General features: G+C 63.8%; 21 protein-coding genes. 13 read left to right on the forward strand and 8 right to left on the reverse strand.

Features of this window, described 5'->3' with window-relative positions; translation table 11 throughout:
* Positions 1-759 precede the first annotated feature (759 nt).
* The 3 genes from NL532_RS03575 (at position 760) to NL532_RS03585 (ending at position 6,158) form a co-directional block, all read left to right on the forward strand.
* Positions 760-3,951: an amino acid permease gene (locus NL532_RS03575; protein ID WP_081731076.1), complete on the forward strand. Its 3,192-nt coding sequence runs from the start codon at positions 760-762 to the stop codon at positions 3,949-3,951.
* Positions 3,952-4,185: 234 nt separating this feature from the next.
* Complete coding sequence (locus NL532_RS03580) at positions 4,186-5,853, forward strand: FAD-dependent oxidoreductase (protein ID WP_023755924.1); 1,668 nt, start codon at positions 4,186-4,188, stop codon at positions 5,851-5,853.
* The gene (locus NL532_RS03585; RefSeq protein ID WP_023698083.1) at positions 5,853-6,158 is read left to right on the forward strand and encodes a UBP-type zinc finger domain-containing protein; all 306 of its coding nucleotides are present in this window, start codon (positions 5,853-5,855) and stop codon (positions 6,156-6,158) included. Before NL532_RS03580 ends, NL532_RS03585 begins: the two co-directional genes overlap by 1 nt.
* A gap of 39 nt (positions 6,159-6,197) precedes the next feature.
* On the opposite strand, the gene NL532_RS03590 is transcribed toward NL532_RS03585, so the two are convergent.
* From NL532_RS03590 to NL532_RS03615, 6 genes are all read right to left on the reverse strand, one after another.
* Positions 6,198-6,389 carry a hypothetical protein gene (locus NL532_RS03590; RefSeq protein WP_196813888.1) on the reverse strand — a complete coding sequence of 64 codons (192 nt, stop codon included), beginning with the start codon at positions 6,387-6,389 and terminating at the stop codon, positions 6,198-6,200.
* Positions 6,390-6,466: 77 nt separating this feature from the next.
* Positions 6,467-7,702: a trans-sulfuration enzyme family protein gene (locus NL532_RS03595; protein WP_286487880.1), complete on the reverse strand. Its 1,236-nt coding sequence runs from the start codon at positions 7,700-7,702 to the stop codon at positions 6,467-6,469.
* The gene (locus tag NL532_RS03600) at positions 7,699-9,132 is read right to left on the reverse strand and encodes a pyridoxal-phosphate dependent enzyme (protein ID WP_023672082.1); all 1,434 of its coding nucleotides are present in this window, start codon (positions 9,130-9,132) and stop codon (positions 7,699-7,701) included. The genes NL532_RS03595 and NL532_RS03600 overlap by 4 nt, the downstream gene beginning before the upstream one ends.
* A gap of 227 nt (positions 9,133-9,359) precedes the next feature.
* A complete protein-coding gene (locus tag NL532_RS03605; RefSeq protein WP_023672083.1) occupies positions 9,360-10,727 on the reverse strand; it encodes an FAD/NAD(P)-binding protein in 1,368 nt (455 codons plus the stop codon).
* A gap of 16 nt (positions 10,728-10,743) precedes the next feature.
* The gene (locus NL532_RS03610; RefSeq protein ID WP_023829881.1) at positions 10,744-11,220 is read right to left on the reverse strand and encodes an RrF2 family transcriptional regulator; all 477 of its coding nucleotides are present in this window, start codon (positions 11,218-11,220) and stop codon (positions 10,744-10,746) included.
* A gap of 414 nt (positions 11,221-11,634) precedes the next feature.
* Entirely contained in the window at positions 11,635-11,796 is a 162-nt protein-coding gene (locus NL532_RS03615) for a hypothetical protein (RefSeq protein ID WP_023706948.1), read from the reverse strand.
* 232 nt (positions 11,797-12,028) lie between these two features.
* Here NL532_RS03615 and tauA point away from each other — a divergent pair, with 232 nt between their 5' ends.
* The 4 genes from tauA (at position 12,029) to NL532_RS03635 (ending at position 15,106) form a co-directional block, all read left to right on the forward strand.
* Positions 12,029-13,042 (forward strand): taurine ABC transporter substrate-binding protein, encoded by a 1,014-nt coding sequence (gene tauA, locus NL532_RS03620; protein WP_023672086.1) that lies wholly within the window; start codon positions 12,029-12,031, stop codon positions 13,040-13,042.
* A gap of 152 nt (positions 13,043-13,194) precedes the next feature.
* A complete protein-coding gene (locus NL532_RS03625) occupies positions 13,195-13,986 on the forward strand; it encodes a taurine ABC transporter ATP-binding protein (RefSeq protein WP_023710331.1) in 792 nt (263 codons plus the stop codon).
* Positions 13,983-14,843 (forward strand): ABC transporter permease subunit, encoded by an 861-nt coding sequence (locus tag NL532_RS03630; RefSeq protein WP_023702434.1) that lies wholly within the window; start codon positions 13,983-13,985, stop codon positions 14,841-14,843. The genes NL532_RS03625 and NL532_RS03630 overlap by 4 nt, the downstream gene beginning before the upstream one ends.
* Positions 14,844-14,923: 80 nt before the next feature.
* Positions 14,924-15,106, forward strand: coding sequence for a hypothetical protein (locus NL532_RS03635; RefSeq protein WP_023672089.1), 183 nt, complete (start codon positions 14,924-14,926; stop codon positions 15,104-15,106).
* Between the two features lie 136 nt (positions 15,107-15,242).
* Here NL532_RS03635 and NL532_RS03640 read toward each other — a convergent pair whose 3' ends face one another.
* A complete protein-coding gene (locus NL532_RS03640) occupies positions 15,243-15,530 on the reverse strand; it encodes a GIY-YIG nuclease family protein (protein ID WP_023710330.1) in 288 nt (95 codons plus the stop codon).
* A 286-nt stretch (positions 15,531-15,816) separates the two neighbouring features.
* On the opposite strand from NL532_RS03640, the gene NL532_RS03645 reads away from it, so the two are divergent.
* The 4 genes from NL532_RS03645 to NL532_RS03660 all read left to right on the forward strand — a co-directional run bounded on the left by NL532_RS03645 (position 15,817) and on the right by NL532_RS03660 (position 19,593).
* Positions 15,817-16,770 (forward strand): sulfonate ABC transporter substrate-binding protein, encoded by a 954-nt coding sequence (locus tag NL532_RS03645; protein ID WP_023710329.1) that lies wholly within the window; start codon positions 15,817-15,819, stop codon positions 16,768-16,770.
* Positions 16,771-16,839: 69 nt separating this feature from the next.
* Positions 16,840-18,009 (forward strand): FMNH2-dependent alkanesulfonate monooxygenase, encoded by a 1,170-nt coding sequence (gene ssuD, locus NL532_RS03650; RefSeq protein WP_023829880.1) that lies wholly within the window; start codon positions 16,840-16,842, stop codon positions 18,007-18,009.
* Positions 18,006-18,782, forward strand: a complete 777-nt coding sequence (locus tag NL532_RS03655; protein WP_023672093.1) for an ABC transporter permease subunit — start codon at positions 18,006-18,008, stop codon at positions 18,780-18,782. The genes ssuD and NL532_RS03655 overlap by 4 nt, the downstream gene beginning before the upstream one ends.
* A 7-nt stretch (positions 18,783-18,789) precedes the next feature.
* Positions 18,790-19,593 (forward strand): ATP-binding cassette domain-containing protein, encoded by an 804-nt coding sequence (locus tag NL532_RS03660; protein WP_023672094.1) that lies wholly within the window; start codon positions 18,790-18,792, stop codon positions 19,591-19,593.
* Between the two features lie 230 nt (positions 19,594-19,823).
* Here the strand turns inward: NL532_RS03660 and NL532_RS03665 are convergent, their stop codons facing one another.
* Positions 19,824-20,009 carry a hypothetical protein gene (locus NL532_RS03665; RefSeq protein ID WP_023710328.1) on the reverse strand — a complete coding sequence of 62 codons (186 nt, stop codon included), beginning with the start codon at positions 20,007-20,009 and terminating at the stop codon, positions 19,824-19,826.
* 311 nt (positions 20,010-20,320) lie between these two features.
* Here NL532_RS03665 and NL532_RS03670 point away from each other — a divergent pair, with 311 nt between their 5' ends.
* On the forward strand, positions 20,321-20,680 hold the full coding sequence (locus NL532_RS03670; protein WP_023710327.1) for a septal ring lytic transglycosylase RlpA family protein: 360 nt from the start codon (positions 20,321-20,323) through the stop codon (positions 20,678-20,680).
* A 252-nt stretch (positions 20,681-20,932) separates the two neighbouring features.
* The gene (locus tag NL532_RS03675) at positions 20,933-22,210 is read left to right on the forward strand and encodes a polyhydroxyalkanoate depolymerase (protein WP_023829879.1); all 1,278 of its coding nucleotides are present in this window, start codon (positions 20,933-20,935) and stop codon (positions 22,208-22,210) included.
* The last annotated feature ends 160 nt before the right edge of the window (positions 22,211-22,370 follow it).

The raw sequence follows: 22,370 nt of genomic DNA on the forward strand, positions 1-22,370 counted from the left end.
GCATCGTCCAGAACTCCATGTCGCCGCATGTGACGATACTCGGCCATGCTAGCCGATGCGGGCGCCATAGAAAATCACCGCGGCCGGCAGAACCGGGCAGGCCGGTCCAGAGCGTCGCCACGCCTATGGTCAGAAATGTCACCGAGGCCAGTTTGGTGCAGATCGGATGATGGTAGCGGGCGATCGCCATATCGACCGTACGGGCGCCGGCCTGGGAAGGACCCACCAGCGCGCCGAGGCCGACCGCCGCGCCCAGCGTGGTCGGCGCGCTGTTTGCCCTGCAACGCGGGGCTATGCGGCGTGCTCGCACAAGTTAGCTCCAGCTTGAGGCACGGCGTGAAGTCTCGGTGCTTGCCCCCACGATGGCGAGGTACGAAGTCAAAAGCGGTCAATGTGATTAGCGATCTACAGTCGACTTCAGCCGCCTTCGGATGATAGCGCCGCAATCACGAGATTTGTCGATAATAATCGATGTTAGGCTGTATTCGCGACTATCCCTCATAGTGGGCGATTAGATAAAATTGATATGATATCCCAGATTTGAGGAGATCGATCCATTCGGGCCGGCATCAGCATGATTGAACCGCAGCCACCGCAAGTTGACAGCGATCATCGGGCGGATCTGGTTTGGTACGAAGTCTTAATACGTCTCACCTAAGGTCCAACTTTGACTTCGGGAGCGCGACGTTCGACAGACATATCTCCGCAGGTTACATTCGCCAGTCAGACAGCGCTCCGCACTCGAATGGATGTCTCTGAATGCCGGGCCTCACGCCTTCACGACCGCACCCGAGAACCTTGGGATGGATGGGCACGACAGCGCTCGCCATGGGTGGCAGCAATCAAAGCCTGTTTCTGATTGCCGCCCTTTTTGTCGGCCAGGGGAATATTCCCGGTCAAGGAAGCGCTGCGGTTCCTTTGCTGGTTGTTGGTCTGCTTCTAAGCTGGGCCGCCGCGCCTGCGTGGACCGAATTGGTTCTCATGTGGCCAAACCGCGTCGGCGGTATCTCTGCAGCGTGCGCCGAAGCCTTCCGACCTTACAGTCCCGTTCTCTCGGCTCTGACGGGCACCTGCTATTGGTGGGGTTGGGTGCCGACCTGCGGACTGACAGCGGTTCTTTCAGCGTCTGCAATCCAGCAATGGTACCTGCCGGGCCTCCCCGTGGAGGCGGTCGCCTGCGGGCTTATCGCATTCTTTACGGCGGTCAACCTGTGTGGAATCAAGTGGGTGGTCCAACTGGCGATCCCGATCGCCACTGCCTCCGCGACGCTTGCGTTTCTCTCATCCCTCGTCCCGGTCATCAGTGGCTCGGTCGACTGGCGGCAGGCGACGGATTTTGCCCTGACCAGCCCGTTTACCGGCCTGTTCGGCGACATCACGTCGGTGATGGCGGGACTGTACCTGATCGGGTTTGCCGCACCGGCATTTGAGGCTGCAGCCTGCCATGTTGGCGAAACCATCGATCCCAACCGCAACATTCCTCTGGCGATGTGGGCCAGCGCCGCAATGGCCGGCGTCTATTTCCTGGTCCTGCCGGTTGTCTGGCTGGGTGTGCTCGGGCCGGAGCCGCTCGGTACCGACCTCGCCATAGCTCTCGGGCCCACCTTTGCGCCCTTGTTGGGGAGTTTCGGCAAGGCGGCCGCCATCTGGCTCATCATGCTGAACATGTTCCATGGAACGTTGCAGCCATTGGCAGGCGCCGCGCGGACCCTTGCGCAGCTGAGCGAAGACGGCCTGCTGCCGAGCTTCCTGGCCAGGCGCACCTCAACAGATTGTCCCTGGGCGGCAACGCTGCTCACAGCTGCCGCGGCAATCGGCTTCATGCTGTGCGGGTATCCGCTCTGGATGATCGCCGCGGCCAATTTTACGTACCTGATCAGCATCTGCATGCCAAACATCGCAGTCTGGCTCTTGCGCCGTGATAGTCCCGAAGCCGAGCGACCCTTCCGGGCTCCCAGGGGAACGATCATCCTTGGCGTAGGCGCGGCTGCAATATGGCTGTTGACCGCCATACTGGGATTTCAGCAATTTGGCCTTCCTACCGTCCTGTTCGGTCTGGCTTTGGCATATTCGGGTGCTGCGCTCTACGCCTGGCGCACGATGGAGGATCGATACGCACTCGGTCTACCCTTGCTGCCACATACGCTTCACCTGAAGCTTACCGGAGCCATGCTTTTTGTGCTCGTGCTTGACGGTGCCGGCTATTTCCTGGCGATCGGCAGCGTTCCCCAAGGCGACACTTCATTGGTCGCCGCGCTGGAGGACATTTTTGTCGTTGTCGCGCTGCTGACCATCAGCGTTGGCCTGATCTTGCCGGGAATGATCACCCATTCGGCGACCGAGGTGAGCAACGCGGCAAAGCGTCTGACATCCGGAACGCTGAAGGATTTCTCTCTCGCCATGGTCGCCCTGGGGCGGGGAGACCTCGCTGCGGCGCATGCCTCCGTGAATATCATGCCGGTTACGGTAAACTCTCGTGACGAACTTGGAGAGATGGCCGAAAGCTTCAACCTGCTCCAGGACAAGGTGAGGGAAGCCGCCCACGGCCTGGACGACGCGCGCGAGAACATGAACGTAGCGCGCACCGAACTGATGGCACGGCACGAGGAAATCGCGCATCTCGCGCACCACGATCCGCTTACCGGCCTGGCGAACCGAGCCGCGCTTGCAGCACACCTGGCCACGACGCTCGAGCGCGCAAAAGCAACGCACGCCAGCTTTGCCGTCTTCAGCATCGACCTTGACCATTTTAAAGAGGCGAACGACGTTTTCGGGCACGCCGCCGGCGACGATCTGCTTTGCACCATTTCCCGGCGTCTCCAAACCGCGGCGCCTGAGGCCTTTATCGCGCGCATGGGCGGCGACGAATTCACGGTTGTCCTGGCCATGGATGACCGGTCCGCGAGTGCCAAGGATGTTGCGGACCGTCTGTTCGAATCGGCGGCAGGCAAATTCGAAATCCGGGGCCAGCACATTTCGATCGGGGTGAGCATCGGGGCGGCGATCTATCCGAAAGACGGAGAGAATGCAGCGGCGCTGATGGCAAATGCCGACGCAGCGCTCTACCGGGCCAAGGCGGACGGTCGTCGGATGGTGCAATTCTTCGATCCTGAGATGGATAAGCGGCTAAGAGAGCGCTACGCCTTGCAGCGAGATTTGCGCTCTGCGGTCGCCCATGGCGAACTTGTGCTTCATTATCAGCCGCAAGCCAGGATGGACGGCGAAATCTTCGGCTTCGAGGCACTCGCCCGATGGCACCATCCAAAGCATGGGCTCATCTCCCCAAACGCGTTTGTCTCGCTTGCCGAACAGGATGGCACGATCGTTGAGATAGGTGAATGGACGCTCAGGCAGGCGTGCAGAGACGCGGCCTCCTGGCCCTCACCGCTGCAGATCGCCGTCAACCTCTCTCCCGTGCAGTTCCGTTTCGGGGATCTGGTAGGCCTCGTTCATTCTATCCTCTACGAGACCGGCCTTGCTCCGGGGCGGCTGGAACTGGAAATCACGGAAGGGGTTCTCATCCGCGACCGGGCAACTGCCTTGTCGGTTTTGCGGAGGTTGAAGGCGTTGGGCGTCAGGGTCTCGATGGATGATTTTGGCACCGGGTATGCCTCGCTGTCCTCGCTGCAGGCGTTTCCATTCGACAAGATCAAGATCGATCGCAGTTTTGTTTCGGGTGTCGGCTCGAATGTCCAATCGGCGGCCATCGTGCGCACGATACTCAGCCTGGGGAATGCGCTGGCCTTGCCTGTCATCGCGGAGGGTGTCGAAACAGAGGACGAGCGTGCCTTCCTGATGAAGGAAGGATGCCCCGAAATCCAAGGATATCTGGTAGGGCGCCCGCATCCGATAGCGCTCTACAAAAATGTGACGAATGGGATTTCGCCAGGATCTGCCTTCGCGGAGCCCAAGGATACCACCGCACCCCAGGCGCTTGGCGTAACGCGATAGCCCGGCGCCGACCGTCGGCGCGCTGCTCTTGCAGCATACTGGTGAGCGAGGACTGCTGGCGGTACTGCTCGGGCTCGCCCTTATAAAGGTCGCACTGGTCGGCGCGCTGTTTGCCTTGCAGCGCGGGGCCATGCGAAGCATCCGAACCAGCTGGCGCGGGAGCCACCTCCCCTTCCGGCCAGTCCCCCAACAAACCACTTCAAACCCGGCGGCCGTGGCGCTACGCTCGCACCTATGGCCCCACCCACCCAGCCGATCACCGTCACCCGCCGCGACCAGATGTTTCCCATCCTGGGCGACGCCGATATCGAGCGCATGCGCCGGTTCGGCGAGGCGAGTTCCTATGCCGCCGGCGAGCACATCGTCACCGCCGGCACCGTGGCGCCGGGGCTGATCGTCATCCTGTCGGGCACGGTCGATATCACCCAGGATGTCAGGCCCGGCCGGCGCGAGACCATCGTCACTCATGGTCCCGGCAATTTCATCGGCGAGCTGGCGCAGCTTTCCAGCCGGCCGTCGCTGGTCAATGCGGAGGCGGCCGAGCCGGTCGAGGCCTTCGTCATCCCCTCGCAGCGGCTGCGCGACCTGATGGTGCAGGAGGCAAGCCTTGGCGAGCGGATCATGCGGGCGCTGATCCTGCGCCGCGTCGGGCTCCTGGAAAGCGGCAGCAGCGGACCGATCGTCGTAGGCCCGGCCGGCAATGGCGACACGCTGCGGCTGCAGGGGTTTCTGCGCCGCAGCGGCCAGCCGCACCGCGCGCTCGATTCCGACAGCGACCCGTGCGCCAAGACGCTGATTGAGCATTTTCATGTCGACCCGCACCATCTGCCGATCGTGCTCTGCCCCAACGGCAAGCTGATGCACAATCCCGGCGAAACCGAACTTGCCCGCTGCATCGGCCTGCTGCGGCCGATCGATCCCGATGTGGTCTATGACGTCGCCATTGTCGGGGCCGGGCCGGCGGGGCTGGCCGCCGCAGTCTATGCGGCATCCGAAGGGCTGTCGACCATCGTGCTCGATTGCCGCGCCTTCGGCGGCCAGGCCGGCGCCTCCGCGCGCATCGAGAACTATCTGGGTTTCCCCACCGGCATTTCCGGCATGGCGCTGATGGCGCGCGCCTATAACCAGGCGCAGAAATTCGGCGTCGAAATAGTCATCCCGGACGAGGCCAAGCTGCTCGGTGCAGCAGGCGAGGGCTACACGCTCACCGTCGGCGACGGTGAAAGCCTGCGCGCGCGCACGGTGGTGATCGCCAGCGGCGCGCGCTACCGCCGCCTCGGCTTCGCCAAGCTGGCCGAGTTCGAGGGCACGTCGGTGCATTACTGGGCCTCGCCGATCGAGGCGCGGCTATGCACAGGGCAAGAAGTGGCGCTGGTCGGCGCCGGCAATTCGGCGGGGCAGGCGGCGGTCTATCTCGCTAGCCAGGTGCGCAAGGTGACGATGCTGGCGCGCCGCGGCGGCCTTAGGGAAACCATGTCGCGCTATCTGGTCGAGCGTATCGAGGCGCAACCCAACATCGAGGTGCTTGGCGAGACCGAGATCGAGGCGCTGGAAGGCGAAGGCGGCAATCTCACCCAGTTGCGCTGGCGCAACCCCGGCGGCGTCGAGACGCGGCCGATCCAGCATCTCTTCCTGTTCATCGGCGCCGACCCCAACACCGATTGGCTGGCTGGGTGCGATATCGCGCTCGACGCCAGGGGTTTCGTGCGCACCGGCGCCGACATAGGGGCGGGCCAGATGGAGACCAGCCGCAGCGGCGTGTTCGCCATCGGCGACGTGCGCGCAGGCTCGGTCAAGCGGGTCGCCGCCGCCGTCGGCGAAGGCGCCCAGGTGGTGGCTGCCTTGCACGCCTATCTCGCGCGACCCGACGCAGCAGCGCCCGAACTGGCCAGGAGAGCATAATGGATGAATGCAAACACACGCGCGACATCAAGACTGTGACGCCGAGCGCGCTCGGTTGCGAGGAGTGCCTGAAGAGCGGCTCGATGTGGGTGCATCTCAGGCTCTGCCGTACCTGCGGCCATGTCGGCTGCTGCGACGACTCGCCCAACCGCCACGCCACCAAGCATTTCCACGCCACCAAGCATCCGGTCATCGAAGGCTACGACCCGCCGGAAGGCTGGGCCTGGTGCTTTGTCGACGAGGCGTTCATCGACCTGGAAGGCGACGTGACGCCGCAGAACGGCCCGATCCCGAAGTTTTTCTGAGGCGGCCGTTCCCGGGCAGGCAAGCCGACGGCCGTGCCGCTATTTCACCGAGCCCGTAACCGTGCGGTCGAGGGCGTCGGAACTGTGGTCGTTGCCGGCAAGAGCGGCAATGATCAGAAGGCTGGCGACGACCGGGACAAACAGGATGGCCACGCGGACCTGCACATAAAAAATGGCGCGCCATTCGCTGCGCTTTTCCGGGTTGTTGTCCATCACACTCACTCTCGCCATGCCTCCCCGGGGCGGGACATAGCGGCGAAGAGTTAAGCAAAAGCTGCTGAATGTGTTAACGCGCGGCGGATTGGGATTTAATCTCGACGGTCAGCGCCGCCCCTCATTGTCATCGGTACGCATCCGGTACGCCTACCCCGCAGCGCCTGGTCCAGGTCGGCGATCAGATCATCGCCATCCTCTATCCCCGCCGACAACCGCACCAGCGAATCCGAAATGCCGATTTCCGCGCGCTTTTCCGCCGGGATCGAGCCGTGCGTCATCAGCGCCGGGTGTTCGATCAGGCTTTCGACGCCGCCGAGGCTTTCAGCCAGTGTGAACAGTTGCGTCCGTTCGAGGAAGCGTTTGGTGCCGGCGAGGTCGCGGTCGAGGTCGACCGAGATCATGCCGCCGAAGGCATGCATCTGTTGGACGGCGATGGCGTGCTGCGGATGGCTGGCCAGGCCGGGATAGACGACGCGGCGCACATCTTTTCGCGCCTCCAGCCACTGCGCAATCTTCAGGCCGTTCGTGGAATGCCGCTCCATCCTGAGCGCCAGTGTCTTGATGCCGCGCAGCGCGAGAAAACTGTCGAAGGGACCGGAGATGGCGCCGATGGCGTTCTGCAGGAATTTCAGCTGGGCGGCGAGATCCTTGTTGTCGCCGACGATGGCGACGCCGCCGACCATGTCGGAATGGCCGTTGAGATATTTTGTCGTCGAATGGACGACGATGTCGATGCCGAGTTCAAGCGGCCGCTGGATGTAGGGGCTGCAGAACGTGTTGTCGGCGACCGTCAAAACCCCTTTGCGCCTGGCGAGTGCCGCAACGCCTTCGAGGTCGACGATGCGCAGCAGCGGATTGGTGGGCGTTTCGACCCAGAGCAGTTTCGTCTCCGGACGGATAGCGGCTTCGACAGCGGCGAGGTCGGTAAAATCGACGAAGGAGACCTGCAGATTGGCCGAGCGCTTGCGCACCCGCTCCATCAGCCGGAACGAGCCGCCATAGATGTCGTCGGTTGCAACGATATGGGCGCCGCTGTCGAGCAGCTCGAGCACGGTCGAGATCGCCGCCAGGCCGGACGCGAATGCAAAGGCGGCCGAGCCGCTTTCGAGATCGGCCACCGCGCGCTCGAAGGCGAAGCGGGTCGGGTTCTGGCTGCGGGCGTACTCAAACCCCTTGTGCACGCCGGGCGACTGCTGGCCATAGGTCGAGGTCGCGTAGATCGGCACCATCACCGCGCCGGTCAGCGGGTCATGGCTCTGGCCGCCATGGATGGTGCGCGTGGAAAAAGCCAGGCGGTTCTTGCCCGATGGGGGTGTTTCAGCAGTCATCGTGCGCGCCTTAAATGGTTGATCAGGTCGATACGGGTTATCAGGCCGACGAACTCGTCGCCATCGAAGATGATGGCGACCTCGTTGCGGTCGAACACCGGCAGCAGCGCATCCAGCGTCTGGCTGGCCTGCAGCGTGTGCAGATTGGAGGTCATGGCGGTGCACACCGGAGCGTTGAAGCGGTCCCAGCGGCCGTCATAGGGGCCGTCGACCTTGGCCAATATATCGCCCTCATCGATAATGCCGACCAGCTTGCCGTTGTCCAGCACCGGCAGCTGCGAGACATCGGAGCGGCGCATGCGGCCATAGGCGTTGAGCAGGCTTTCGTCGGGGCCGACATAGACGGTGTCGCCGGTGCGGTGCGAGCGCACGACAAGGTCGCGCAGATCGCCATGCTGTTCCTGTTCGGCCAGCCCCTGCTCGGCCAGCCAGAAATCGTCGAACACCTTGGACAGGTATTTGTTGCCGCTGTCGCAGACGAAGGTGACGACGCGTTTTGCTGTCGTCTGCTCGCGGCAATAGCGAAGCGCGGCCGACAGCAGCGTGCCGGAAGACGAGCCGGCGAGAATGCCTTCCTTCGAAAGCAGGTCCCGCACGGCCAGCATGCTCTGCTTGTCTGGGATGGAATAGGCTTTCCTGACCAGCGACAGATCGGCATTGGGCGGCACAAAATCCTCGCCGATGCCTTCGACGGTCCAGCTGCCGGCCTCTTCCATCTTGCCGGTCTTGATCAGCGGCGCCAGCACCGATCCGACGGGATCGGCCAGCACCATTTCGGTCTTCGGCGATGTTCTGGCGAAGTAGCGGCCAAGCCCGGTCAGCGTACCGCCGGAGCCGACGCCGACGACCACGGCGTCGAGGTCGCCATCGAGCTGGGCAAGGATTTCCGGTCCGGTGGTGGTCTCATGCGCCTCGGGGTTGGCCGGGTTGGCGAACTGGTTGGCGTAGAAGGCGCCGGGCGTTTCCGATGCGATCTTCTCGGCCATGTCCTGGTAATATTCGGCATGGCCCTTGCCGACATCGGAGCGGGTCATGCGCACTTCGGCGCCGAGCGCGCGCAGATGCTGGATCTTTTCGCGCGACATCTTGTCGGGCACGACGAGGATGATGCGGTAGCCCTTGGGGATGCCGACCTGGGCGAGGCCGAGGCCGGTATTCCCGGCGGTCGCCTCGACGATGGTGCCGCCGCGCTTGAGCTTGCCTTCCTTCTCGGCCGCGGAAATCATAGACAGCGCAATGCGGTCCTTGATCGAGCCGCCTGGATTCTGGCTTTCGAGCTTGATGAACAGCCGGCACTTGCCGGTGTCGAATTTGGTCAGTTCGACCACCGGCGTCTGGCCGATGAGGTCGAGCACCGAGGCGTAGGGCGGACGCAGGCGGGATAACGCGCCGTCCGAACTGCCTGGCGCAGCTTTTCCGTGCTCGCTCATATCGATGTGCTCCCTTGAACAAGCGACCGCCTCGGGGGCAGAGCGGCAGCGTAGCTTCTTTTCCGGCCGTTTGCAGTCGGAAAGAAGGTAGATCGTGCCAATCAACCGGCGAGAGGGGGAATGGAATTCCAGTTTTAGGCCGGCTTTGGACTCAAGCCCAACACCCTCCGTAGCGATCCTTCCCACCCCCCTCTGAGGGGCGTGCTATCCCACCGACGTCAACAGCTTTACCCCAGCAGCTGCTTGCTCAGCCGCGCACACTGGACTCGGATATCGGGGATGGCGTCGATCTCGAAGAAGGTGCCGCGGGTCAGCGGCCCGACGGCGAGGATCTTGGCCGATGCGGTGCCGTCGCCGGCGATGATTTCGCATTTGGCTGTGACATCGAGACCAAGCCGCAGCGGGTCGGGCCGCGCCAGGCCGCGGTCGACCAGCGAGCGCACGACGCTGTTCGACGTCGTCGAGATATCGCGGGCGATGCCGGTGCAATCATAGATGCGGGCGACCTGCAGCGTTTCCAGCGCCTTTGTGTGGCGGGACTGGATGCCGACGGTGAATCCATCGCCGGCCTCGATGCCGACGACACGGCCGGCGACCGGGCGGATGCGGCCGGTGCGCACCGCCTCGGTGACGCGGGCATGCACCTCGGGCGCCAGCCGATGGCGATGGATGTCCCACCAGGCCTTGGTGTGCTCGACGAAGCGGCGCTTGGCCGAGGACGGCCAGTTCTGCCAGATCTTCTGGTTGAAGGGTCGCAGCCCATCGACGACGTCGCGCCAGTCGATGCCGGCCTTCTGGTTTTCTCGGATCAGGTCGCGGAACCAGCCGACGAAATAGGAGAGCTGCGTGCCGAGCGGAATGTCGGCGACGTCGAGCTTGATCGGGTTGCCCTTGCGGTGCGGCGACGGCAGCAGGCCGCGCCGCGACACGGCGACGATCTCGCCGCGATGGCCGCGCTGCTCGAGCGACAGGAAGGCATCGACCATGCTGAGCCCGGTGCCCAGCACCAGCACGCGGGCTTCAGGATCGAGCGCTGTGTCGGCCTCGGTGCCCATGCGGATGGCATGACCTTGGCCGGCGCCGGGCTGCTCGTCGTGGCCGGTGGCAAGCACCGCCAGATGCGCGACGACGCTGGTGCCGTTGGCCAGCACCACTTCGACACCGGACGATGTCGGCGAGATCGACAGGCTTTCCTCGCGAATCAGCCTGAGACGGCCGGTTTCCTTTTCGCGCGCTTCGAGTTCGTCGAGCACTTCCTTGAGGTAGCGGGCATAGACGCTGCGCGGTGCATAGAAGGGTGTCTGCGGCGTCTGTTCCTGGCTTATCAGGCCGCGCCCCTGCAACCAGCGCCAGAAATTCAGGGGATCGTCGGCATAGGCGCTCATCCCCGCGGCGCTGACATTCAGCACGTGCGCCGATAAGAGCGTCGAATAGGCGATGCCCTGGCCGAAATGCGGACGCTTTTCGATCAGCGTGACGCGAAGGTCCGGGTTGGGCGACTTCAGCAGATGCGCGGCAAGCACGACGCCGCTGGCGCCGCCGCCGACGATGATGATCGAGCTGCGGATGATCGAATTGGCGCGCGCGACGCTCATGCGAGCACGCTCAGGATCAGGCGGGGACCTTTTGCGCCGGCGCAAGCTCGTCGATGTCCCTCGCGGCCGGAAGGTCGTCGAGGACGATGTCGCGCATCTCGGCCAGCGTGCGCTGGTCGAGCACCTCGGCGATCGCCTGCCGGACCTCGAGCATCAGATGTCGGACTTGGCATGTCGCCTCATTGCAGTCTTCACAGCGCTGATACTGGGTGCGGCTGGCGCAGGGGATGGGCGCCAGCGGTCCGTCGAGGACGCGCACGACATGGCCGACCTTGATCTCGTCGGCCGGGCGCGCCAGGCGATAGCCGCCATCCTTGCCCTTGCGGCTCTGGACGAAACCGGCATTGCGCAATTCGCCCAGAATGGCGTCGAGGAATTTCTTCGGGATGTTGTTGCCGCTGGCGATGTCGCCGACGAAGGCGAGCTGTCCCACCGGCAGATGCGCCAGATGGACCAGCGCCTTGAGGCCGTACTTGCCTTTTTTGGTGAGCATAGACCGAATGTTTCTCTGTCAGGCGATGGCCCAAACCATCGGTTGCGAAACGCCTGACGTGCCTCCCCGCCGCGTGCAAGCTGCTTCGACACATAAATTCTACTGACATGATATACAAGCCGAGAAACCTTGATTTTGCTTCGTTTTCACGCCGCAGGGGCCACTTTAGCAAGGCTTTGTGCCGTTACGGTCACAGCCAGCCGCGAGCGATTGCGGCGATGAACGGCGGCTCCTGCTCCCAATGTCGATAAGATTACTATACTTACCCTCGAACACGCGGAACGTGTTTTCAAATCAACCGTCTTTTACAGCATGGATTTGCGCCATTTGGGGCTTTGCCGGGAATTTTGGGTCGCAGCCCGCGGATCGGCGAACATGACTCCCGACAACTCGGGCGCCGCCCTGCGCCCGATATCAGGACGCCGCCTTGCCGCTCTGAGACCGGGCGGCCTTGGCGGCCACCGGCACGCCGCTTGACCGCAGCATCCAGCGGTGGCCGTCGCTGCGGAAGTCGGTGAGACTCAACGGCTCGACATCGATCCTGCGGCAGGCCGCAAGCGGCGCGCCGAGCACCAAATCAGGCCTCTTCCGTAGCGAGGGTTGGCAGGACCACCAACTCTTCAGCACCTTTGGGGCGCCGTTTGCGTTTGTGCACGGTCCGACACGGGCCGGTCACCGCGCCCGCATCAGCCGTTGGTTTTTTTCTAACAAGTGCTTTTTCCTTGGAACGATTTAACTCTACAAGAATGATAGAATTAGCTGACTATGAACAGGCATCCGGTTTTTCTCATTTTTCATGGAGCCTTTCATGTCCAGCATTTCGCGACGCATTGTCCTCCTGTCGTCGGCAGCTTTGGCGGGTGCGGCCTTCCTCGGCCCGGCCCAGGCGCAGGACCTCAACATCACCATTGGCTACCAAACGGTGGTCGAACCTTCGAAAGTAGCACAGGCCGACGGCGCCTATGAAAAGGCGACCAAGGCAACGATCGACTGGCGTAAGTTCGATTCCGGTGCCGATGTCATCGCCGCCGTCGCATCCGGTTCGGTCGATATCGGCTATGTCGGCTCGAGTCCGCTGGCCGCGGCCGCCAGCCGCGAACTGCCGATCCAGACCATCTTTGTCGTCGGCCTGATCGGCCAGTCCGAGGCGCTGGTCGCCCGCAATGGATCCGGCATCGAGAAGATCGCCGACCTCGCCGGCAAGAAGGTGGCGGTGCCGTTCGTGTCGACCACGCATTACAGCCTGCTTGCCGCGCTGAAGCACGAAAACGTCGACCCGAAGTCGGTCGAAATCCTTAATCTCAGGCCACCGGAAATAGCCGCCGCCTTCGCCCGCGGCGACATAGACGCGGCCTATGTCTGGGATCCGGCGCTCGGCCAGATCAAGACGACAGGCAAGGTGGTGCTGGATTCCTCGCAGGTTGCCGCCTGGGGCGCGCCGACCTTCGACGCCTGGATCGTGCGCACCGACTTCGCCGAAAAGAACCCGGACGCCGTGCGCGATTTCGTCAAGGTGACCGGCGAATCCTATGCCCAGTTCCTGGCCAAGCCCGAGGCATGGTCGGTTTCGTCGCCGGAAGCGGCCAAGATCGCCAAGATCACCGGCGCCAAACTGGAAGAGGTGCCGCAGCTCCTCAAGGGTTACGTCTTCCCGACATTGGAGGAGCAGGCTTCCGACAAATTCCTCGGCGGCGGCACGGTCAAGGCGATGGAGGCAGCTTCGGCCTTCCTCAAGGAGCAGGGCAAGATCGACGCCGTGCTGCCCGACTATTCGAAATACGTGTCGTCGAAATACGTGACCGAGGCTCTGGCCTCGAACTGACAGCTGAGTTTTAGAGCGTCCTTTTCGTGCCCCAGCGGCACGCGGCGCTCTAGTGCCACGCGCGGTTCTTCTTCCCTGACGCCGCGTGCTGCCTGTCCCGGATCCGCTTAACCGGGCCGGGGCAGGCTGATTTTCTTCCGGAGCCCCTTTTCATGCCGCATCTCGTACTCGACCCGCATCTCGTACTCGACAAGGTCTCGGTTCACTATGACGGCCAAGCAGCGCCGGCGGTCGACCGAGTTTCCATCGATGTCGCCAAGGGTGATTTCGTCGTGCTGGTCGGCCGCTCCGGCTGCGGCAAGACCTCGCTGCTCAATGTCGCCGCCGGCCTGGTCGAACCCGCGCGCGGGGTCGCCACGATCGGCGGCAGGCCGATCACCGGCCCAGGCTCCGACCGGGCGGTCGTGTTCCAGAACGATGCGCTGTTTCCCTGGCTGACGGCTCGTGAAAACGTCGCCTTTGCGCTCAGGCTACGCGGCGTGCCGCAAGCCGAGCGGGCGCGCCGCGCCGACCAGTTGCTGGCGCTGGTCAAGCTCGACAGCGTCGGCGACAAACGCATCTGGGAATTGTCCGGCGGCATGCGCCAGCGCGTCGGCCTCGCCCGTGCGCTTGCCGCCGAACCGGAATTCCTGCTGCTCGACGAACCGCTCGGCGCGCTCGATGCGCTGACGCGCGAGCGCATGCAGACGACGCTGCTCGACCTGTGGACCGCAAGCCGGGTTGGCGTGCTGATGGTCACGCATGGCATCGAGGAGGCGCTGGTGCTGGCCACAAGCATCGTCGTGCTCGCGCCGGGACCTGGCCATGTGGTGCGGACATTCGAAACCGGCTTCAGCCGGCGCTATGCCGCAGGCGAGCCGATCCGCGCCATCAAGGCCGATCCAGCCTTTGCCGCGGCGCGCGGCGAGCTGACCGATGCGATCTTCGAAGGAGAGGCGGCATGAGCGTAACCTCCTACAGCGAGCGGCCGGCCACCGGGACCGGCGAGGCCGATGCCATTTCGGTGCCGTGGTCGCGGCCGGTGCGGAAGCGGCGCGGGGTTTCCTCGCGGGCGATCAGCGCCGTCACCATCCTGGCCGTGCTGGCGGCATGGGCGCTGTCTGCGCGCCTGCAACTGGTGTCGCCGGTGTTCCTGCCGTCGCCCGCCGCCGTGTGGACCAAGTTCATCGTGGTGATCAAGGACGGCTTCGTCGACGCGACTTTGCTCCAGCACATCGTCGCCAGCCTCGGCCGCGTGTTCGCGGCGCTGGTCGCGGCCATCATCGTCGGCGTGCCCGTCGGTCTCGCCATAGGCATCAGCACCATTGGGCGCGGCATCTTCGATCCGCTGCTCGAATTTTTGCGCCCGATCCCGCCGCTCGCCTATCTGCCGCTGGTCATCATCTGGTTCGGCATCGGCGAGCCGTCAAAGATCCTGGTGATCGCAATCGCCATGCTGGCGCCGGTGGCGCTGTCGACGGCCTCGGGCGTGCGCGGTGTCTCAAAGGAGCGCATCGATGCGGCCCGTTCGCTTGGTGCGACGCAGCGCCAAGTGGTGCGCCATGTCATCCTGCCCAGCGCGCTGCCGTCGATCCTCACCGGCCTGCGCATCGCGCTCGGCGCCGGCTGGTCGACGCTGGTTGCAGCCGAGCTGGTGGCGGCAACGCGCGGCCTCGGCTTCATGATCCAGTCGGCCGCCCAGTTCCTGGTCACCGATGTCGTGGTGATGGGAATAGTGGTGATCGCGACAATAGCCTTCGTGCTGGAATTCATTATCCGCCGAATCGAGCGTCAGCTGGTTCCGTGGGCGGGAAAGGAATGACAACAAGTTCTGCCGGTTTGACCGGCTGCTTCCCTTCGCAGCACGGCGACCGCCGACCCCGGAACAGAAGGAGTGATGTCATGACCCAGTCCACCGCGGTGCTGTTCGCCCATCTCGGCAACTGGCTGCTCGCCTGGCGGGAGAACTCGTCGTCGCAGCCGCAACCGAAATCGCCGGCCCCGGTGCAACTCGACGCCGAACGCGACCGCCTGCCGCCACGCGACGAGGGATTTTACTGGGCCTGGCAGTATTGGTCGCAGTGAGGTGATGGTGATTAGCGCCAGACTTCGCGATTTCGTCATCCTAGGGCGAAGCAAGGAGCGAAGCGACGCGGCGCAGACCCTAGGATCCATGCCGAGACGCTGATGCTACGCTCCAGGGGAGCAACAAACCGGGCGCCTACCACCCGGTTCCGCGAAACAGCTCAAACCACTCCGGATTGGCCTTCTCTATCAGTTCGATCTTCCACTGTCTCGGCCATCGCTTCAGCGACTTCTCGCGTTGAATGGCATCGGTGATGTCGAAGAATTCCTCATACCAGACCAGCCGTTGAACACCGTAGCGGCTGGTGAAGCCTGCGCCCTGGCCGGATTTGTGTTCAGGCATGCGGCGGGCGAGATCGTTGGTGACGCCGATGTAGATCGTGCCGCGTTTTTGGCTTGCAGTCATGTAGACGTAGCCGGTCATGGTTTTTTCAGGGTATCGAGCCTCGGTCCGCGCACAAGCGACATTCTGATCCGTTCCACTCTACGGCAAACGTCACGGCATGGATCCTAGGGTCTGCGCCGCGTCGCTTCGCTCCTTGCTTCGCCCTAGGATGACGAGCGCTGGGTTCTGAAGAAAATATTTCCACGTCAAGCAGCCAACTCGCAAAATCGTTTCTCTACTAAATTTATAGACCTACCTAGCCTTGTCTCTCATCCACGGCAGGGAGCCCTTCCCGGCGCCGGTTCGCAGCGAAGGAAGACGGATCATGTTCAGCCTGACCAGACGCGTTTTCGGCATCGGCCTGTTGGCGGCGGGCATTTCCGCCTCGCTCAGTGCCTCGGCGCAGGAGTTGAAGCAGCTCAACATCGGCTATCAGAAGACCGGCCTGCCGGTCATCGCCCGGCAGCAGCAGGTGATCGAGAAGGCGCTGAGCGACAAGGGTGTCGTGGTGAAATGGGTCGAATTCACCGCCGGCCCGCCGCTGGTCGAGGCGCTCAATGTCGGCGCCATCGATGTCGGCTGGACCGGCGACGCACCGCCGATCTTCGGCCAGTCGGCCGGCGCCAACATCGTCTATGCGGCGGCACTGCCAGCCAATGGCGACGGCGAAGCGATCTTCGTCAAGCCGGCATCGCCGATCCAGTCGCTCGCTGACCTCAAGGGAAAGCGCATCGGCGTCGGCAAAGGCACCAGCGCGCACAATCTGCTGGTCGCGGCACTCGAAAAAGCAAACATCCCCTTCGACCAGATCACCCCGGTCTATCTCAGCCCGGCTGATGCCTCGGCGGCTTTCGCCAGCGACCAGATCGATGCCTGGGCGGTCTGGGATCCGTTCTACGCCATCGCCGAGACACGCTACCAGCCGCGCGTGCTGGCGCGCTCCAGCGAGGTGCTCAAGGTGAACACCTATTTCCTCGCCAACAAGGATTTCGCCAAGGCGCATCCGGAGACGATCACCACGACGATAGCGGCGCTCGGCGTGGCGGCGAAATGGGCGGACGCGAACCGCGACAAGGTTGCCGCGGCGCTGCATGAGGTGACCGGCGTGCCGCTCGATGCACAGACGATCGCGGCCAACCGCACCAAATTCGGCATCTTCCCGATCACCGACGAGATCATCGCCGGCCAGCAGGCGACAGCCGATCGCTTCTACAAGCTCAAGCTGATCCCGAACGCGGTGCGCATCTCCGACGCCGTGTGGACCGCACCGGGCAATTGAACTTTCTTGTGTGGCGCCGGGCGGAAAACGCCCGGCGCCTTTGCCGTTTCAAGCCTCAGGGATTTCGCCATGACCGCTTCATCAAGCCCGCAAGCCGGCCCGCTCGATTTCTTCTGGTTCATCCCGACGCATGGCGACGGCTCCTATCTCGGCTCCGAACAGCAGCAGCGGCCGCCGGAGTTCGCTTACTTCAAGGAGATCGCACAGGCCGTCGACCGGCTCGGCTTTCCCGGCGTGCTTTTGCCGACCGGGCAGAATTGCGAGGATTCGTGGATCACCGCCTCCGGCCTTGCAGCGCTGACGGAAAAGCTCAAATTCCTGGTGGCGCTACGGCCCGGCGTGACGTTGCCCACCTTCGCGGCGCGCCAGACGGCGGCGCTCGACCGGCTGAGCGATGGCCGCCTGCTGCTCAATGTCGTGGTCGGCGGCAACCCGACCGAGCTTGCCGGCGATGGCGTGTTCCTGCCGCATGACGAGCGCTATGCGCAGGCGCAAGAGTTTCTGACCATCTGGCGCGCGCTGGTGTCGGGCGAGAGCGTCAACTTCAACGGCAAATATTACCGCGTCGACAATGGCCGTCTTGATCTTCTGCCGCAACAGGAGCGGCCGCCGCTCTATTTCGGCGGCTCGTCCGATGCCGGCCAGGAGCTCGCCGCCGATCTCGTCGACATGTACCTGACCTGGGGCGAGCCGCCGGCGCAGGTGGCGGAAAAACTCAGCGCGGCGCGCAACAAGGCTGAACGGCGCGGCCGCAAACTGCGTTTCGGCATCAGGCTGCATTTCATCGTGCGCGAGACCGAGGAAGAGGCCTGGCGCGCCGCCGACCGGCTGATCAGCCACGTCACCGATGCCCAGATCGAAAATGCCCAGGCCCGCTTCACCAAGGAGATGGACTCTGTGGGACAGCGGCGCATGGCCGAACTGCATGGCGGCCGCCGCGACCGGCTGGTGGTGTCACCCAATCTGTGGGCCGGCGTCGGCCTGGTGCGCGGCGGCGCCGGCACCGCGCTGGTCGGCTCGCCGGAGCAGATCGTCGAGCGCATCCGCGAGTATCAGGCGATCGGCATCGACACCATCATCGGCTCTGGGTACCCGCATCTCGAGGAAGCCTACCGTGTCGCCGAGCTTCTGTTCCCGCGTCTCGGCCTGGGCACCAGGCGGGCACGGGCGCATGAGAACATCGCCAATGAATTCGCCGTCGGCTTCCACGGCGCCAACCGCCTGCAGGCCTCGTCGTGAGTTTTGCCCGGCGCGTCAAACAGAACGGCATCGGCTGGCTGCTGCCGGCGCTGGTCATAATTGGCTGGGAAGCCGCCAGCCGCGCCGGCGTGATGCCGGCCAATGTGCTGCCGGCGCCGAGCGCGGTGGCCGAGGCCTTCTGGCGGCTGACGCTGTCGGGCGAGCTGATCGAAAACATCGGCGTCAGCACGCTGCGTGCGCTGGCCGGCTTTGCCATCGGCGGCTCGATCGGCTTTGCACTCGGCCTTGCCAACGGGCTGTCGGCGCTCAGCCGCGGCCTGACCGACACGACGCTGCAGATGATCCGCAACATCCCGCATCTGGCGCTGATCCCGCTGGTCATCCTGTGGTTCGGCATCGACGAGGAAGCAAAACTGTTCCTGGTGGCGCTCGGCGTGTTCTTCCCGATCTACGTCAACACGCTGCTCGGCATCCAGAGCGTCGACCCGCAGCTGGTCGAGATGGGCCGGGTCTACGGCATGGACCGCCGCGCGTTGTTTTTTCAGGTGATCCTGCCCGGCGCGCTGCCGGCGATCTTCGTCGGCCTGCGCTATGCGCTGGGCATCATGTGGCTGACGCTGATCGTTGCCGAAACCATCTCGGCCAGTTCCGGCCTCGGCTACATGGCCATGCAGGCACGCGAATTCCTGCTGATCGATGTGGTCGTGCTGTCGATCCTGATCTATGCGCTGCTCGGCAAGCTTGCCGACAGCTTCGCCCGCCTGCTCGAGCGGCTGTCGCTCGGCTGGCATCCCGCCTTCCAGAACGCCTGAGGGTTCGATGCCAACCGCCAGCCTGACCGCCATCCGTTCCTTCGTCGCCGCGCCGGAACCGTCACGGCCGGAGGAGGCCGTCGAAAGGCAGCGCGCCTTTGCCTTCAAGGGCATGGAAAAGCGCTTTGGCGACAAGGTCGTGCTCGACTGCATCGATCTCGACGTGCCGGTCGGGCAGTTCGTTGCCGTCATCGGCAAGAGCGGCTGCGGCAAGAGCACGCTTTTGCGGCTGCTGGCCGGGCTCGACCGGCCGACGGCAGGATCGCTGACATTCGGGCCGGAAGCCAAGGCCGGCGCTGGCGAAGAGAGCCGCTTCATGTTCCAGGAGCCGCGGCTGTTGCCCTGGGCCAGCGTGGTGAAAAACGTCGAGGTCGGGCTGACCGGGCTTGCCACCGGTGCGGAAGCCAGGCGGCGCGCGCTCGCCATCCTGGGTGAAGTCGGCCTCGCCGACCGCGCCGACGAATGGCCCTCGGTGCTGTCGGGCGGCCAGAAGCAGCGCGTGGCGCTGGCGCGTGCACTGATCGGACAGCCTCGGATCCTGGCGCTCGACGAGCCGCTCGGCGCGCTCGATGCGCTGACCCGCATCGAAATGCAGCAGCTTCTGGAACGTATCTGGCTGGAGCAAAAATTCACCGCCGTGCTGGTGACGCATGACGTCGCCGAGGCGGTTGCGCTCGCCGACCGGGTGGTGGTGATCGACGAGGGCCGCATCGCGCTCGATCTCGACGTGTCGGTGGCGCGGCCGCGCCGGCGTGGTTCGGTCGAGCTTGCCAGGCTGGAGGGCAGGATTCTGGATCAGCTGTTCGGGTAGAGCCTATCGCGGGCAGGGCATTCTATCCGAACCGGATAGATAGGTAACAGAATGGACCGGCAATATGGGGTGGCTGTTTTCTTGCTCGCCGGGTTGGCCCTGTTTGCGACTGCGGGTTTGACCAGCGCCTTCCCCACTCCGCCTTTCCTCTCCCCGTCGATCGGGGAGAGGTGTCGAGCGAAGCTCGACGGAGTGGGGTCGATCTGTGTGGGTCGATTTTTCGTCGCAACTCACCCCCGCGAACGGCTCGCCCATACCAGCCCGGCGAAACCGACCAGCATGGTCACGATGCCGATATAGAGCCATTGCGACTGGCCGGTCATGAAACTGCCGCCGACCACGCCAATGCCCTGCAGCGACCACAGCGCGCCAATGGCGAGCACGATCAGCGCCAGCAGATATCTGAACAGTCTCATCGCCAAGATTCCTTTCCGAAGTCGATCGTCAACTGCGCCATGACCGTGATGACAGAGCGAAAGGACGGCGCCCAATCGCGCTCTCTTCTACTTGTACTATAACGTCGTGCCTTGCTCACGGAATCTGTGAAACAGCTCGCAGTACCGCCGGCGATACGGCCGCGCCACACGAAAGATGCCTGACAAACTGTTTCCCAGCGACTCCAAACGTGTGCCGGTGCCACGGAACTGCCCGATGCTTGCCGCATTTCCCGCCTTATTCGACACTTAACGGCTGGGGTCTGTCGAAAAACGGAGCCAATCCCCCCAACATGAAGAAAACAAACCAGACCGCGCTTGTCGCGGTAACGGTCGCGGCTGGCCTGATGGTCGGTGCATCCGCCTCCTCCGCCGCCGGCCAGTGCGGCCGCGCCTCCTGGTACGCACTGCATTCCAGGACCGCCAATGGCGAACGCATGAACCCGTCGGCGCTGACCGCCGCGCACCGCAGCCTGCCTTTCGGCACCAAGTTGAAAGTGACCAACCAGAATAATGGCCGCAGCGTCATCGTGCGCATCAACGACCGTGGACCGTTCATCAAAGGGCGCGTGCTCGACCTGTCCAAGGGCGCCGCCGGCCAGCTCGGCTTCATCGGCTCGGGCCATACCTCGGTGTGCATGGCGCGCGTCTAGATCTGTCCAAGTCCGGCCCGATCGGGCCGGACGCATCCTGCCCCATTGTCCAACAGCCTTGCATTTTGCAGTGCACATTGAGCCGGCTGCACCCGCCCAACGCGGTTTCTCAAGGCCTCGGACGAAAGATTGGCATATGTCACGCCACGTGACGTATTGCATCGCAGCAATATCTTGTTAACCTCCGCGCGAGACATTCAAGGCTCGGCGCTGTCCGTCGTCCCTTCGGTCACGGCAGCTGCGGAGTACCTGATGTTCTACCAGCTCTATGAAATGAACCATGCCGCCCTGCAGCCCGCGCGGCTTTATGCCGATGCAGTGCGGCTGTTCTACACCAACCCGCTCAATCCGTTTTCGCATACGCCGTGGGGCCGCTCGGTCGCTGCCACCGCCGAACTGTTCGAGCGCACAACGCGCCGCTACAGCAAGCCGCATTTCGGCCTGAGCAAGACCGTGGTCGACTGGAAGAGCGTCGAGGTCAGCGAAAAGACCGTGTGGTCGCGGCCGTTCTGCAATCTCACCCACTTCGAGCGGTCGGTGCCCGCCGGGCGCAAGGCCGACCCCAAGCTTCTCATCGTGGCGCCGATGTCGGGCCATTATGCGACGCTGCTGCGCGGCACGGTCGAGGCGATGCTGCCCTATGCCGACGTGCACATCACCGACTGGGTCGATGCCCGCATGGTGCCGGTGACCGACGGCCATTTCGACCTCGACGATTATATCGACTACATCATCGACATGCTGCATGCGCTGGGGCCGGACACCCATGTGATGGCGGTGTGCCAGCCTTCGGTGCCGGTGCTGGCGGCGGTGGCGCTGATGGAAAAGCGCGGCGATCCCTTCGTGCCCTCGACCATGACCTTGATGGGCGGGCCGATCGACACCCGCCGCAATCCGACCGCGGTCAATCTGCTGGCCAAGGAAAAGGGCATCGACTGGTTCCGCGACAACGTCATCATGCACGCGCCCTGGCCGGTGCCGGGCTTCGGCCGCGAAGTCTATCCGGGCTTCCTGCAGCTGTCGGGCTTCATGAGCATGAACCTCGACCGCCACATCACCGCCCACAAGGACTTCTTCATGCATCTGGTCAAGCATGACGGCGACAATGCCGAGAAGCACCGCGATTTCTACGACGAATATCTGGCGGTGATGGACCTGACGGCGGAATTCTATCTGCAGACCGTCGACACGGTGTTCGTGCGCCATGCGCTGCCCAAGGGCGAGATGACGCATCGCGGCGAGGTGGTCGACACCAAGGCGATCCGCAATGTCGCGCTGTTCACGGTCGAAGGCGAGAACGACGACATTTCCGGTCTCGGCCAGACCCAGGCCGCCCACGATCTCTGCTCCAACATCCCGGTTGACCGGCATGCGCATTACATGCAGCCGGCCGTCGGCCATTACGGCGTCTTCAATGGTTCGCGATTCCGCTCGGAAATCGTGCCGCGCATCGTCGATTTCATCACCAGCTACGGCCGCCAAACACGCGTAGCGGTGAAACCCAAGCTGGTCCGCTCCGCCAAAGGCTGAGGCTCGATCCGGCTGCAGCGTGCATTGCCCGCAAAAGCGGGGCGATTTTGCGCGCCAGAGGCGTTCTGTTGCACAATAGACGCTGTTGGGCGGGCGCGGGTAACCATGCCGAAGAATCTGGCTCCCCCCATAATTGACACGGAGTGTAAATCCCCTTTAA

The sequence above is a fragment of the Mesorhizobium sp. C120A genome, assembly GCF_030323105.1.
GTDB lineage: Bacteria > Pseudomonadota > Alphaproteobacteria > Rhizobiales > Rhizobiaceae > Mesorhizobium.